The sequence below is a fragment of the Acinetobacter colistiniresistens genome, from assembly GCF_024582815.1.
Taxonomy (GTDB): Bacteria; Pseudomonadota; Gammaproteobacteria; order Pseudomonadales; family Moraxellaceae; genus Acinetobacter.
The window spans coordinates 741,958-756,501 of record NZ_CP102099.1; the positions used below are offsets into that span (position 1 = coordinate 741,958).

Sequence of the window (14,544 nt, forward strand, 5' to 3'; positions counted from 1 at the left end):
TAGGTGTAACGACTGTTTGGGGTTGTATAGTCAAGTAATTAAGTGCATGTGGTGGATGCCTTGGCAGTCAGAGGCGATGAAAGACGTGATAGCCTGCGAAAAGCTCCGGGGAGGCGGCAAATATCCTTTGATCCGGAGATTTCTGAATGGGGGAACCCACCCGCTACAAGGCGGGTATCATAAGCTGAATACATAGGCTTATGAAGCGAACGAGGGGAAGTGAAACATCTCAGTACCCTTAGGAAAGAAATCAATTGAGATTCCCTTAGTAGCGGCGAGCGAACGGGGAGCAGCCCATTAAGTTGTGTGTGTTCTAGTGGAACGCTCTGGGAAGTGCGAACGTAGAGGGTGATATTCCCGTACACGAAAGGGCACACACAATGATGACGAGTAGGGCGAGGCACGTGAAACCTTGTCTGAATATGGGGGGACCATCCTCCAAGGCTAAATACTCCTGACTGACCGATAGTGAACCAGTACCGTGAGGGAAAGGCGAAAAGAACCCCTGTGAGGGGAGTGAAATAGATCCTGAAACCGCATGCATACAAGCAGTGGGAGCCGACTAGTTCGGTGACTGCGTACCTTTGTATAATGGGTCAGCGACTTATATTCAGTAGCAAGGTTAACCGCATAGGGGAGCCGTAGAGAAATCGAGTCTTAATAGGGCGTTTAGTTGCTGGGTATAGACCCGAAACCAGGCGATCTATCCATGAGCAGGTTGAAGGTTGGGTAACACTAACTGGAGGACCGAACCCACTGTCGTTGAAAAGCCAGGGGATGACTTGTGGATAGGGGTGAAAGGCTAATCAAGCCTGGTGATAGCTGGTTCTCCCCGAAAGCTATTTAGGTAGCGCCTCGGACGAATACCATTGGGGGTAGAGCACTGTTTCGGCTAGGGGGTCATCCCGACTTACCAAACCGATGCAAACTCCGAATACCAATGAGTACTATCCGGGAGACAGACTGCGGGTGCTAACGTCCGTAGTCAAGAGGAAAACAATCCAGACCGCCAGCTAAGGCCCCAAAATCATAGTTAAGTGGGAAACGATGTGGGAAGGCATAGACAGCTAGGAGGTTGGCTTAGAAGCAGCCACCCTTTAAAGAAAGCGTAATAGCTCACTAGTCGAGTCGGCCTGCGCGGAAGATGTAACGGGGCTAAAACTATGTGCCGAAGCTGCGGATTTGACTTTAAGTCAAGTGGTAGGGGAGCGTTCTGTAAGCCGATGAAGGTGTATTGAGAAGTATGCTGGAGGTATCAGAAGTGCGAATGCTGACGTGAGTAACGACAAAACGGGTGAAAAACCCGTTCGCTGAAAGACCAAGGGTTCCAGTCCAACGTTAATCGGGGCTGGGTGAGTCGACCCTAAGGCGAGGCCGAGAGGCGTAGTCAATGGGAAATTGGTTAATATTCCAATACTTCTGTGTAATGCGATGAGAGGACGGAGAAGGTTAAGTCAGCCTGGCGTTGGTTGTCCAGGTGGAAGGCAGTAGGCATGCATCTTAGGCAAATCCGGGGTGCTCTATGCTGAGAGCTGATAGCAAGCTGTACTTGTACAGTGAAGTGGCTGATACCATGCTTCCAGGAAAAGTCTCTAAGCTTCAGTTACACAGGAATCGTACCCGAAACCGACACAGGTGGTCAGGTCGAGTAGACCAAAGCGCTTGAGAGAACTCTGCTGAAGGAACTAGGCAAAATGGTACCGTAACTTCGGGAGAAGGTACGCTGCTGACGGTGATGGGACTTGCTCCCTGAGCTATTGGCAGCCACAGAAACCAGGCCGCTGCAACTGTTTATTAAAAACATAGCACTCTGCAAACACGAAAGTGGACGTATAGGGTGTGATGCCTGCCCGGTGCTGGAAGGTTAATTGATGGGGTTAGCGTAAGCGAAGCTCTTGATCGAAGCCCCAGTAAACGGCGGCCGTAACTATAACGGTCCTAAGGTAGCGAAATTCCTTGTCGGGTAAGTTCCGACCTGCACGAATGGCATAATGATGGCGGCGCTGTCTCCAGCAGAGGCTCAGTGAAATCGAAATCGCTGTGAAGATGCAGTGTACCCGCGGCTAGACGGAAAGACCCCGTGAACCTTTACTGCAGCTTGACATTGAACTTTGACCTTACTTGTGTAGGATAGGTGGGAGGCTTTGAAGTTAGAACGCTAGTTCTAATGGAGCCGTCCTTGAAATACCACCCTGGTAATGTTGAGGTTCTAACTCTGCCCCGTAATCCGGGGCGAGGACCATGTCTGGTGGGTAGTTTGACTGGGGCGGTCTCCTCCTAAAGAGTAACGGAGGAGTACGAAGGTGCGCTCAGCGTGGTCGGAAATCACGCGTAGAGTATAAAGGCAAAAGCGCGCTTAACTGCGAGACCCACAAGTCGAGCAGGTACGAAAGTAGGTCTTAGTGATCCGGTGGTTCTGTATGGAAGGGCCATCGCTCAACGGATAAAAGGTACTCTGGGGATAACAGGCTGATACCGCCCAAGAGTTCATATCGACGGCGGTGTTTGGCACCTCGATGTCGGCTCATCTCATCCTGGGGCTGAAGCAGGTCCCAAGGGTATGGCTGTTCGCCATTTAAAGAGGTACGCGAGCTGGGTTTAGAACGTCGTGAGACAGTTCGGTCCCTATCTACCGTGGGCGCTGGAAATTTGAGAGGATCTGCTCCTAGTACGAGAGGACCAGAGTGGACGAACCTCTGGTGTACCGGTTGTGACGCCAGTCGCATCGCCGGGTAGCTATGTTCGGAAGGGATAACCGCTGAAAGCATCTAAGCGGGAAGCCTACCTCAAGATAAGATTTCCCTAGGAATTTATTCCTCTAAAGAGCCGTTCGAGACTAGGACGTTGATAGGTTGGGTGTGGAAGCACGGTGACGTGTGAAGCTGACCAATACTAATTGCTCGTGAGGCTTGACTATACAACACCCAAACAGTTGTTGTATTCAAGGTAAATTCAATACATAACTTGATTTAGTGTGAAAACTAGTTACAATACCGACTCAATTAACTAATCCGTTAATAACTCTTTGGACCGTAAGTAAGGCATACGATGAATACATCGTGATTAAGACCCGAAAGCACCACAACAGTTTGCTGGCGACAATAGCAAGAGTGAACCACCTGATCCCTTCCCGAACTCAGAAGTGAAACCTCTTAGCGCTGATGGTAGTGTGGCACTTGCCATGTGAGAGTAAGTCATCGCCAGCTTTTAAATACTAAACACCCCAGTCTCGAGAGAGGTTGGGGTGTTTTTTATGCGCGAAAGTAATGTATTGTTTGAATTTTAAACAGATATTAAAATGAAAGATTTACAAAAAATTTATACTGATAAAGTAAATGAGGCACTTTTTAGATTACAGAAGTGTGAAAGTCTTATAGAGTCATATTTTGAAATTAAAGATTTATTAGATTTAGAATCCTCAATATTACATTTACGTAAAGCATTAGAAATATTTGCTTTAGCTTCGATCGCCCCAAATAAAATTAAATATCAAGAATACCGTGCTCAAGCTGATAAAAATCCTGACTATACAAAAGATTATAAAGCTAGCTCAATTTTAAAAGCTTTAAGTGGAATAAATTCTGACTTTTATCCTATACCTTTGTTACCAGCTGAAAAGTTAGAGAATGGAACTTGGCATTTTGATAGAAAAACAGGGAAATTCTTTGACAAAAATCAGTTTATTAAATTGTATGATCGATTAGGAAAATATTTACACGCTGATAATCCTTGGGGAAACAATAAAGAATGGGAAGATTTTGCTTTAGTAGTAAGGGATGGTATAAGTTCCATCCGTGATCTTTTTAAATTGTATTTTACTGTAATACGGGCACCAGAATTTACAGGTGTATGGGTTCTAGAGACACGTGATAATGTGGTTCAATTTCTTGTTGCTGAATCTCAAGGTGAATTTATCGTTGAGAATTATTAATTTGAAAGGTTATTAAAGAGAATTATGATGAAACTTAACGCTTTCACTCCACTACCTGACGATGATGAGGAACTGCATCTTCCTGAACTTGTGTATTGGGCTTCTCTTGGTGATGTGGAACAAGTAGAGCAACTATTGGCAGAGGGGATAGACCCGAACCAGACCGATGACGAAGGCTATAGTGCGTTACAGGCTGCTGCCGAGAATGATCATCTAGCGGTAGTAAAGCTGTTAGTGAGTAAAGGTGCGAATGTGGAGTATAAAGGCGAATATACAGCGCTACAGCTTGCCGAAATGGCAGAGCATCATGATGTAGTCGCGTATCTTAAAAGTCTTTAAATCGCAGATAAAAATGGTAGATAAAAAGAAGCCCCATCATCCTGATGGGGCTTCTTTTTATATTTTTAGTGTCCAAGCTTAAGATCTGATGGGTCTAATTTGAACTCATCGTAAATTTCTAACTTTTTCATAATTACTGGTAAAACTTGGTGTAATGTGCGCATTCCCACTAGTAATTCGTTCATATAAATATCTGGATGAATACGTCTTTCATTAAAGCCAAGGCTTTCTGCTTCAGCTTCATAACTAATCTCTTCTTGAGAATCATAAATAAGATTTAATAGTTCTGCTCTAAGCGGAATATTTGCACGAAAGGCATTGTCTTTAACAATATTGAGCCATTTCTTATAGTTTTCTAAAGTTTCATATCTAAATTCATTAAAATTAGGAGCTATTTCTGCTGAAATATCAATTTTACATGCGGCTAATTCCATTAAACAAGGTTCGATATTGACTGCATCTGTCTCAAATAAATCTAAACTTTCATCATCAATAATTTCTGCGATATAAGCAGCATAAAAACCGTAAACATCATTTAGAGCTAAAAATATATTCCAAATTAAATGAGAAATAGGATGGTTTTCTATATTTCCCATGAATATTTCATATGCTTCCTCATCTGAATTTTCATAGTCAATATCTAGTTCTACTGGGAAATAGAAAGGCGAAGCAAGTCCTAGTTGCTTAAGTATATGAAATGTATGCCAACTTAAGTTTCCCAAATCATCTTGTAAAGGTACTGTGTTATATCCTGTTTCAGCTTCGTCATGAGCAACTCTTGCAAGAAAATGAATTAATTTATTCCATTTCTTCGCATCTTCTAATGAACCTGCCCTAAGAATAAATTCTGGTGATAATTCACTAATGTTTAATAATTTTTTAAAATTATTTTGCATATCAGATGATATGTACTCTCCTTTTTTCCATTTGCTTATTTGGGTTGGAGAGACGTTAAGACGAGTAGCGAGTTCTTTTTGAGTACATGAGAGCAATTTCATTGCTAATTCTATAAGTGCTTTGCTATCCATTTGAATATCTCTTTTATTTACTAAATTAATTTTATATTTAGTAAATTTATAAATCAATTAAATTATATGAAACTCTGTATGGGATTTAAAGCTTGCAGAAATGGCAGAGCATAGCGAAGTGGTTGCGTATCTTAAAAGTCTTTAAATCGCAGATAAAAATGATAGATAAAAAGAAGCCCCATCATCCTGACGGGGCTTCTTCATATTCAGTTTATGTCGTTGATATCCTATTAACGACCACGTCCTGTATCTGTTCTTATTCTCAATGAGACTTCCTGTCTCTCTATGGTTTATATGATAGGTGAAAAGTTTGTATTGGGATATTCGCCAATTGCTGCGATTGTTGTAGGTTTTTGCGTACATTGATATGGATAATTATTATCCATAAAAACATAATCAAGAGATTCCCTTTCTGTTTTATTCGGATCTTAGAAATGAATATCTAAGCCAATATACGGACCTTTAAAGTCAAACTTAAGGTCATTTTTCTTGTAGTCATCTAATTTGATATCGAGAATACGATAGCCTGCTTTTAAACCCACATCGACCAATAAATTATCAATAAAGTTGTATTGTAATTCGGCTTGCGCATCTGTGATTTTGGTATCGTTAAAATTGCTATACAACAACTCGCCCTTGGCACTGAGACCAGTAAATGGAAGTTTGACGCCCGCAGAGCCATAGATGACAGGAACTGTTTTATCGATATCTGTTTTACTGACATTCAGTGTTTTGACATCACCATTTAAATTGGTTGCACCCAGACCGACATCTGCGCTGACGATGGTGTCCAAGATTTCATAATAGAGAATGAAATCGGTGTGATCGATGTTCAGATCGTAGACAGGTTGTCCAGCCACTGTATTTTCAGTTTGTGATTTCAAATTTACATAGCGAATTTTGGCATTTGGAATCAATGGAATCGGGTGTTCAAATGCAAGTGATATCTGAGCTGAACCTTTACGATCTAAATTTTCTTCAGGTGCTGAAAGACCTGCATAAGGATTTAATAAAAGGTCATCTACACCTGTTTGATTCGATAATGATGAGGTATTTGGTTTTGGTTGAACTTTTGCCTTCCCATCATAAAACCAATAACTCGCATCCGCTTTCACGCCTAGCATATCCGCTTGTGCCAGACTGCAAATGCCTGTCCCTAACGCAAACATTGATATTTTTAATATTTTCATTGCATTGTCCTAATCAGTATCAAAAACAGTAATGAATTGTTGTGAATTCATCTGTGAATGGGCGAATCATATAGTGATCTTGGAAAATATGCAGTAGTCTAAATTTAAATTTTTATAACGGGATCAAGAATAATGACAGATACAAAAAATGTGGTGGATTACCCACTTTATGTCGCAGGCAAAGCAGCCACCACAGGCCAATGGCTTGAAGTTCATGATAAGTATCACAATACCGTGTATGCACGTGTCGCCTTGGCCGATACCAAAGTGCTTGAAAAAGCGATTGCAGCTGCGGTGAAAGCTGAAGCAGAAATGGCGGCCTTAAAACCCTTTCAAAAACAAAGAATCCTATTGCACTGCGTGAAGCGTTTTAATGAACTGCGTGAAGAGTTAACAGATATTCTGATTGCAGAAGGGGGGAAACCTCGCGGTGCAGCAAGTGCCGAAGTTGAACGTCTGATCAATACCTTTCAATTGGCCGCAGATGCCGTGATACAGCTCGATGATGGGCGAATGTTAGCTCTAGCAGTGACACCTGCAGCTGCCCAGTTCAGAGGGATGGTCAAACATGTACCCATCGGTGCAGTTTCCTTAATCAGTCCGTTTAATTTTCCTCTCAACCTCGTTGCACATAAGATTGCACCAGCCATTGCTGCGGGTTGTCCTTTTGTGTTGAAACCTGCCAGTTTGACTCCGATCAGTGCCTTAATGATTGCCAAGGTATTAGCCGAAACCGATTTACCGAAAGGTTCGTGGTCGGTATTGCCTTGTGAGCGTCAGGCCGCTGATATTCTGGTCACGGATGATCGCTTCAAGTTGTTAAGCTTTACAGGTTCCGATCAGGTGGGGTGGGACATGAAAGCCCGTGCTGGTCGTAAGAAAGTCACCTTGGAATTGGGCGGGAATGCTGCGGTTCTGATTGATGCGGATACAGTGATTGATGACGCTTTGATTGATCGTTTAATCAGTGCAGCCTATGGGCATGCGGGGCAGATCTGTATCAGTGTGCAGCGGATTTTAATTCATGCTGACTTATATGCCGAAGTGAAAAAGAAACTCATCGCCAAATTGAAAAAAATTAAAGTGGATGATCCCACTTCAAGTACCACATTGGTTGGCCCCATGATTAAGGAGGCTGAAGCGATCCGTCTGAAAAAATGGCTGGATAAGGCCGAGAAAAAAGGAGCAAAAATACTGACAGGAGGACGTTTAGAAGGGGTTTTGTTCGAGCCCACTTTACTGGAAAATGTAGATGCCAAGCTGGAAATCTATAAGGATGAAGCATTTGGTCCAATTGCAATCTTGGAGAAATTTAAGGACTTTCAGCAGGGGATTGCGACCATCAATCAAAGTCGTTTTGGCTTACAGGCAGGCGTATATACGCAAAATCTGAATAAGATGCTATATGCATGGGATCATTTACATGTTGGAGGTGTGATTATTAATGATGTCCCGACATTCCGCGTCGATAATATGCCGTATGGTGGGGTGAAGGATTCGGGCCTTGGCCGTGAAGGGATTCAGTTTGCTATTCGGGATATGCAAGAGGAAAGATTATTAGCCATCAAACAATAAAAAGAGAGTGGCCCAAGCGGAGTAAATGCTTCGCTTGATTGTTTTATGTACTTGATTTTTATAGCTTGACTGTAAGGTCAAAATTACAGGCTGTTGAAAAATAATCAGTTGTTTAAAAAAGATGATTTTTTCTTGCAGAATTTACAGTAAAAAGAAATAAAAACAGGTATTGTTCGGCTATTAAAAGCAGAAAAACAACGCCCGATCTTTAAGGAAGATGGTTTGGTTTTTTGTTTGTTTGTGCATGGAAATAACACACTCACAAGGTTGAATTTTCATACAAACAAGACAAGATTTTTATGGCATTTTTCATGTCTGTTGGACAATAACAAACCACAAACAGTATGGAAAGGCCAGCAGGACAATTTAGGTGTTTTATGACAGATACTCGTGAAAACTGGACATCACGATCTGGTTTTATTATTGCAGCTGTAGGTTCAGCTGTCGGTTTAGGCAATATTTGGCGTTTCCCTTACGTTGCCTATGAAAATGGCGGCGGGGCGTTTCTTATCCCTTATTTACTGGCGTTGATTACCGCTGGTTTACCTCTTTTATTCCTGGACTATGCAACGGGTCATCGTGCGCGTAATTCTCCACCAAAGGCGTATCGTGCGCTATTTAAAGGCGGAGAGACGCTGGGTTGGTGGCAGGTTTGTGTCTGTATCATCATTGGCCTGTACTATGCCAGTGTACTGACGTGGGCGGGGAGTTATGTGTACTTCTCGATCGGTCAGACATGGGGGAGTGACCCGGAAAGTTTCTTCTTCAATACGTATTTACAGACCTCGAAAGCGGCAGGTTTTGACCTTAATTTCGTGAGTCATTTGTTCTGGCCAATCGTCGGAATCTGGGCACTGACCTTGATCATTTTATATGGTGGGGTGAAGAAGGGCGTTGAATTATCCAACAAGATTTTCATGCCATTGTTATTCGTGTTGTTCACCATTCTGGTGGTTCAGTCATTACGTTTACCAGGTGCGGTGCAAGGCTTAAATGCTTTCTTTACCCCGAACTGGTCGGCCATGATGGATTATAAAGTGTGGTTAGCCGCATATGGCCATACTTTTTTCTCACTGTCTGTGGGCTTCGGGATCATGGTGACCTATGCCTCTTATCTCAAACCTAAAACCGATTTAACTGGCTCGGGCCTGATTGTTGGTTTTGCCAATGCCTCGACTGAAATTTTGGCAGGCATCGGAATCTTTGCAGCCTTGGGCTTTATGGCGCATACGGCAGGTAAAGAAGTACAGGACGTAGTGAGTGGTGGTATTGGTCTGGCATTCATCGCTTTCCCGAAAATCATTTCAAGTTTGGGTGCAGGTGCTGACTTATTCGGTCTGCTGTTCTTTTCATCACTCTTCGTTGCGGGTATCTCGTCAATGGTGAGTATCTTGGAAGTGCCGATTGCCGCAATGCAAGACAAATTGAAATGGGGGCGTACCAAAGCCGTGACCATTATTGGTGGCGGTAGTGCCTTGGTTTCGGTGTTCTTATTCTCCAGTGTCAATGCGATTAAACTGGTCGATATCGTCGATCACTTCATCAATAACATTGGTATTGTTGGCGGAGCACTCGTTTCTATTCTGTGGATTACATGGTTTAAGCGTTCGGCTTTGATTGAACTGCGTGATCATATCAACCGCATTTCAACGATTCAACTGGGTAAAGGCTGGGCATTTACCTTAACGGTGATCACTTCTTTGATCTTGTTAACCACCTTAAGCATGACGGTATTTAACTTGGTGAAAAACGGTTACGATAGTTATAGCATGAGCTTACAAGGCATCTTTGGATGGGGCAGTGTGATTTTCTGTGCTGTTGTTGCAATCGTCCTCAGCAAGCTCAAAGATCGCTAGGAGAAAGAATATGAATACTTCTGCAATCGTGATGATGGTTATTGCTATGTTGTTTGTTTGGGGGGGATTGGCTTTGTCGATCCTGCACCTGATGAAGCATCCAGAAGAACTCGATGAGGTTCTGGAAGAAGTCAAAGATCAACATACGCTTTAAAACAGATTTAAAAAAAAGCAGGCTTCAAGCCTGCTTTTTTATTATGCCAATTTTTTAATCCGGCAATAATAGAAACCATCACCAGCGTGTGCAGAAGGAAGCAACTGACGACCATGCGTCTGCTCAATCCCCCAATCGGCTTCGATTTTGACTTCTTCGGCATCGGTATGTTCAGCAAAGAAAGTTGCCATTTGCTGCTCATTTTCAGCTTTAAGTATTGAGCAGGTAATATACAGCAAGGTGCCACCGACTTTAAGCTGTTGCCACATCTGCTGCAAAATCTGCTGTTGTAGTGCCACGGTTTGTGCAATATCGGTTGATTGTCTCAGCAGACGAATATCGGGATGACGACGGATCACGCCTGTTGCAGAGCAGGGTGCATCCAACACGATACAATCGACAAGTTCTGGTGCCTGCCACGTGGTCGCATCTGCTGTCACAATCTCTACAAGCTTCTGATCTAGGACAAGACGTTCTAAATTTTCAGAAACACGCAGTAAACGTTTTGCATCATGATCAAGTGCAATCAATTTTTTCGGATTAAAGCGCTCAAGGATATGCGCGGCTTTACCTCCTGGTGCAGCACAAGCATCGATCACCACTTGGTTATTTAAGTTGGGTAAAAGCGTGGCACATAATTGAGCATGCTCATCCTGAACAGAAAAACCGCCTTCTTCAAAACCGGGTAAATGGGTAATATTGCCGGTTTGTTCCAAAACAATACCTACATTTGAAAGCATACAAGGACGAGCATCAATCTGTTCTTCGTCCAAAATCTCTAAATATTCGTTACGACTGACTTGGCGTTCATTGACGCGCAGCGTCAGTGGCGCGACTTGTTTCAAGGCTTGGCATAGCGACTCTGCTTGCTCAGGCCAATCTTTTTTGAGCCGTTTGAATAACCAGCTTGGTAAACCATGCGTATTATTCAAAGCGGTTTGAAATTCATCTGTTTCACGTGAAACACGACGTAGAATTGCATTGACCAAACCACTCATTGGCTCAAAACCGAGTTGCTTAGCCGCATTTACGGTTTCTGAAATCGCAGCATGTACAGGAACACGCGTACATAAAATTTGATATAAACCCAGATATAAACAACTTTCGAGTGCTTCATTATCTAATGGTTTTGTGAGCAAGGGTAAGGTAATGGCTTTTAAGGAATACCATTGGCGTAAACAGCCTAAAGTAAGCTCGTGATATAAACCACGGTCACGTTCAGAAACCATATTGAGATGTTGATTCAGAACAGAAGACAAAGATTGCCCATTTTGAACAGCCAAAAGAGTTTTGACCACTTGCGCACGCAGATTCAAATTTTTTGCAGCTGATTGATTCGATTGGCTCATGGGAGAATTTGTCCAATATGTAATTTCTGGGTTTGTGCAATTTGTACTGGATTTAAGGCTTTCGCGCCGGGCCATTGCAAGCTGGTGAGGCACACGGCTGCATTGTCGCCACACGCCACATGCACGCCTTGTTTATCCAAAGCCAAGATTTCACCTGCTTGAGCATCGGCTTTGCGGTGTTGGGAAAGCATTGAGCCCCAAACACGTAAAGCATTGTTTTCATCTAACTGAATAAACGCCACTGGCCAAGGATTAAAAGCACGAATATTACGGTCGATTTGCACTGCACTTTGCTTCCAGTCAATACGCGCTTCGGCTTTGACTAACTTATGCGCATAGACCGTCAGTGTCTCATCTTGCACTTCACGTTTTTCGATGAAATCCTGCAAGCTTTGTTCTGATTCGAGTACTGTACAAATCGCTTCTGCACCTTGAGCAGCCAATTTGTCATGCAAGCTGGCAGAGGTATCTTCCGCAGTAATTGGACAATAGGTTTTATACATCATATCGCCCGTATCTAAACCTGCCGCCATTTGCATGATGGTAATCCCCGTTTCTGCATCACCTGTGGCGATGGCACGTTGAATTGGGGCAGCCCCGCGCCAGCGCGGCAGCAATGAACCGTGAATATTCAGACAGCCGTACTTTGGAGTGTCTAACACGGCTTGCGGCAAGATCAAGCCATAAGCGGCCACCACCATCACATCCGCGCCTAAGGCTGCAAGTTGTTGTCGGGCTGCCAAGCCATCTTCCGTCGACGCTTTAAAATTCAAAGGTTGATAAACGGGCAAACCATGTTCAAGTGCCAATTGTTTAACAGGAGAAGGTGTTAATTTTTGCCCACGGCCCGATTTACGATCCGGCTGGGTATAAACCGCAATAATCTGGTGGGATGTTTTTAATAATGCCGCCAATGCGGTTGCCGCAAATTCAGGCGTACCAGCAAAAATGATTTTCACAAATGGAATCCAAACAAAACTTACCTCAAATTATAAGCGAAAAAGCGACGAGTCCCTAATTCACTGCCTGAATTGCTTTTGTGCAAAAAAAGATAGGCCTGTTGGTCATCTGTTAAACGATAACTTGTAGTATGATGCAGAGAGCTCAGTATCATTTCGCCAGAGCGAATGTCCTATTCGTCTCGAGCACACACTTGTTGGGAATAAAAAATGCCTGATTATCGTTCGAAAACATCGACACATGGAAGAAATATGGCTGGCGCACGTGGTTTATGGCGTGCGACGGGTATGAAAGATGAAGATTTTGGCAAGCCCATTATTGCAGTGGTCAACTCATTTACCCAATTTGTGCCAGGTCATGTGCATCTCAAAGATTTAGGTCAACTTGTTGCACGAGAAATTGAAGCGTCTGGTGGTGTGGCAAAAGAATTTAATACCATTGCCGTTGATGACGGGATTGCCATGGGTCATGACGGGATGCTGTATTCACTGCCATCACGTGATTTGATTGCCGATTCTGTAGAATATATGGTCAATGCCCATTGTGCCGATGCAATGGTATGTATCTCGAACTGTGACAAGATCACACCGGGAATGTTGATGGCAGCAATGCGCTTGAACATCCCTGTGGTATTCGTGTCTGGTGGGCCGATGGAAGCGGGTAAAGTCAAATTCCGTGGTGATGAAAAAGCAATCGACTTGGTTGATGCGATGGTGGTTGCAGCCGACGAAAGCTATACCGATGAAGAAGTCGCTGCGTTTGAACGCTCAGCATGCCCAACCTGTGGTTCTTGTTCAGGCATGTTCACCGCGAACTCGATGAACTGTTTAACCGAGGCTCTGGGTTTGTCTTTACCGGGCAATGGTTCTATTGTGGCGACGCATGCCAACCGTGAAAAATTGTTCTTGAGAGCAGGGCGTTTAGTGGTTGAACTGGCGAAGCGCTATTATGAGCAGAATGATGACAGCATCTTGCCGCGTTCGATTGCCACCAAAGCTGCTTTTGAAAATGCCATGACCTTGGATATCGCCATGGGTGGTTCGACCAATACGGTATTACATTTGCTGGCTGCTGCACATGAAGCAGAAGTTGATTTCACCATGGATGATATCGATCGTTTGTCACGTCAGGTTCCAGTCTTGTCAAAGGTTGCACCTGCAAAACAAGACGTACATATGGAAGATGTACACCGTGCGGGTGGGATCATGGCGATCTTGGGTGAGCTCGATCGTGCCAACTTACTCAATACCTCATGCCCAACCGTACATGAAAAAACCCTGAAAGATGCTTTGGACAAGTGGGATATTATCCGTACCGAAGATGCAGATGTTTATGAATTCTATCGTTCATCTCCAGGGGGGATTCCAACCCAAGTCGCGTTCTCACAGAACCGTTATTATTCAACCTTAGATGGTGACCGTGAGAAAGGTGTGATTCGTAATGCTGAACATGCCTTCTCTAAAGATGGCGGTTTGGCTGTGCTTTACGGCAACATCGCTCTAGATGGCTGTATCGTCAAAACCGCAGGTGTGGATGAGTCGATTCTTAAATTCACTGGTACAGCCCGTGTGTTTGAGAGTCAGGATTCGGCAGTTGAAGCAATTCTGGATCATAAAATCGTGGCGGGTGACATCGTGGTGATTCGTTATGAAGGCCCACGTGGTGGACCCGGGATGCAGGAAATGTTGTACCCGACCAGTTACCTGAAATCGAAAGGTTTGGGTAAAGACTGTGCCTTGATTACTGATGGTCGTTTCTCGGGTGGTTCCTCAGGTTTGTCGATCGGTCACGTATCTCCAGAAGCTGCCGAAGGTGGTGCAATTGGTTTGGTTGAGGATGGTGATACGATCCAGATTGATATTCCAAATCGTACCATTCACCTTGATATTGACGATGCCACCCTGGCACATCGCCGTACGGTTCAGGAAGCCAAAGGCTGGCATCCGGCAGAAGAACGTAAACGCAAAGTGTCTAAGTCATTGAAGATTTACGCATTGCATTCAACCAGTGCAGCCAAAGGCGCAGTACGAGTTTTGTAATCCCTTTGAGTCCCTCTTTCAATTAAGGGGGACTTTTTTGTTATTTTATAAGATACTGAACATATTTATTGGCTCACTTGTTCCGACACAAGTTTGAGTATATCCATCCATATTTCAATTTAT

The 14,544-nt window shown here is 43.7% G+C and carries 10 protein-coding genes and 2 rRNA genes; 8 read left to right on the forward strand and 4 right to left on the reverse strand.

Annotated features, from left to right (window positions below; all coding sequences use genetic code 11):
* Window positions 1–28 precede the first annotated feature (28 nt).
* From NQU59_RS03515 to NQU59_RS03530, 4 genes are all read left to right on the forward strand, one after another.
* A 23S ribosomal RNA gene (locus tag NQU59_RS03515) occupies window positions 29–2,917 on the forward strand.
* Window positions 2,918–3,091: 174 nt separating this feature from the next.
* Window positions 3,092–3,206, forward strand: a 5S ribosomal RNA gene (gene rrf / locus NQU59_RS03520).
* Between the two features lie 92 nt (window positions 3,207–3,298).
* Window positions 3,299–3,931: a hypothetical protein gene (locus NQU59_RS03525; RefSeq protein WP_257065037.1), complete on the forward strand. Its 633-nt coding sequence runs from the start codon at window positions 3,299–3,301 to the stop codon at window positions 3,929–3,931.
* Window positions 3,932–3,958: 27 nt separating this feature from the next.
* Window positions 3,959–4,270 (forward strand): ankyrin repeat domain-containing protein, encoded by a 312-nt coding sequence (locus tag NQU59_RS03530; protein ID WP_257066142.1) that lies wholly within the window; start codon window positions 3,959–3,961, stop codon window positions 4,268–4,270.
* 65 nt (window positions 4,271–4,335) lie between these two features.
* Here the strand turns inward: NQU59_RS03530 and NQU59_RS03535 are convergent, their stop codons facing one another.
* Together NQU59_RS03535 and NQU59_RS03540 are read right to left on the reverse strand one after the other, a co-directional pair.
* Window positions 4,336–5,298 (reverse strand): helix-turn-helix domain-containing protein, encoded by a 963-nt coding sequence (locus tag NQU59_RS03535; RefSeq protein ID WP_257065038.1) that lies wholly within the window; start codon window positions 5,296–5,298, stop codon window positions 4,336–4,338.
* 428 nt (window positions 5,299–5,726) lie between these two features.
* Window positions 5,727–6,488 (reverse strand): TIGR04219 family outer membrane beta-barrel protein, encoded by a 762-nt coding sequence (locus tag NQU59_RS03540; RefSeq protein ID WP_257065039.1) that lies wholly within the window; start codon window positions 6,486–6,488, stop codon window positions 5,727–5,729.
* 132 nt (window positions 6,489–6,620) lie between these two features.
* Between NQU59_RS03540 and NQU59_RS03545 the strand changes: the two genes are divergently transcribed.
* From NQU59_RS03545 to NQU59_RS03555, 3 genes are all read left to right on the forward strand, one after another.
* On the forward strand, window positions 6,621–8,063 hold the full coding sequence (locus tag NQU59_RS03545) for an aldehyde dehydrogenase family protein (RefSeq protein ID WP_257065041.1): 1,443 nt from the start codon (window positions 6,621–6,623) through the stop codon (window positions 8,061–8,063).
* A 377-nt stretch (window positions 8,064–8,440) separates the two neighbouring features.
* Window positions 8,441–9,919, forward strand: a complete 1,479-nt coding sequence (locus NQU59_RS03550) for a sodium-dependent transporter (protein ID WP_257065042.1) — start codon at window positions 8,441–8,443, stop codon at window positions 9,917–9,919.
* 10 nt (window positions 9,920–9,929) lie between these two features.
* A complete protein-coding gene (locus tag NQU59_RS03555) occupies window positions 9,930–10,073 on the forward strand; it encodes a methionine/alanine import family NSS transporter small subunit (RefSeq protein ID WP_005237973.1) in 144 nt (47 codons plus the stop codon).
* 41 nt (window positions 10,074–10,114) lie between these two features.
* On the opposite strand, the gene rsmB is transcribed toward NQU59_RS03555, so the two are convergent.
* Together rsmB and fmt are read right to left on the reverse strand one after the other, a co-directional pair.
* Entirely contained in the window at window positions 10,115–11,422 is a 1,308-nt protein-coding gene (gene rsmB / locus NQU59_RS03560; RefSeq protein WP_257065043.1) for a 16S rRNA (cytosine(967)-C(5))-methyltransferase RsmB, read from the reverse strand.
* Window positions 11,419–12,381, reverse strand: a complete 963-nt coding sequence (fmt, locus tag NQU59_RS03565) for a methionyl-tRNA formyltransferase (RefSeq protein WP_257065044.1) — start codon at window positions 12,379–12,381, stop codon at window positions 11,419–11,421. Before fmt ends, rsmB begins: the two co-directional genes overlap by 4 nt.
* A 210-nt stretch (window positions 12,382–12,591) precedes the next feature.
* On the opposite strand from fmt, the gene ilvD reads away from it, so the two are divergent.
* A complete protein-coding gene (gene ilvD, locus NQU59_RS03570; RefSeq protein ID WP_010590150.1) occupies window positions 12,592–14,421 on the forward strand; it encodes a dihydroxy-acid dehydratase in 1,830 nt (609 codons plus the stop codon).
* Window positions 14,422–14,544 lie beyond the last annotated feature (123 nt).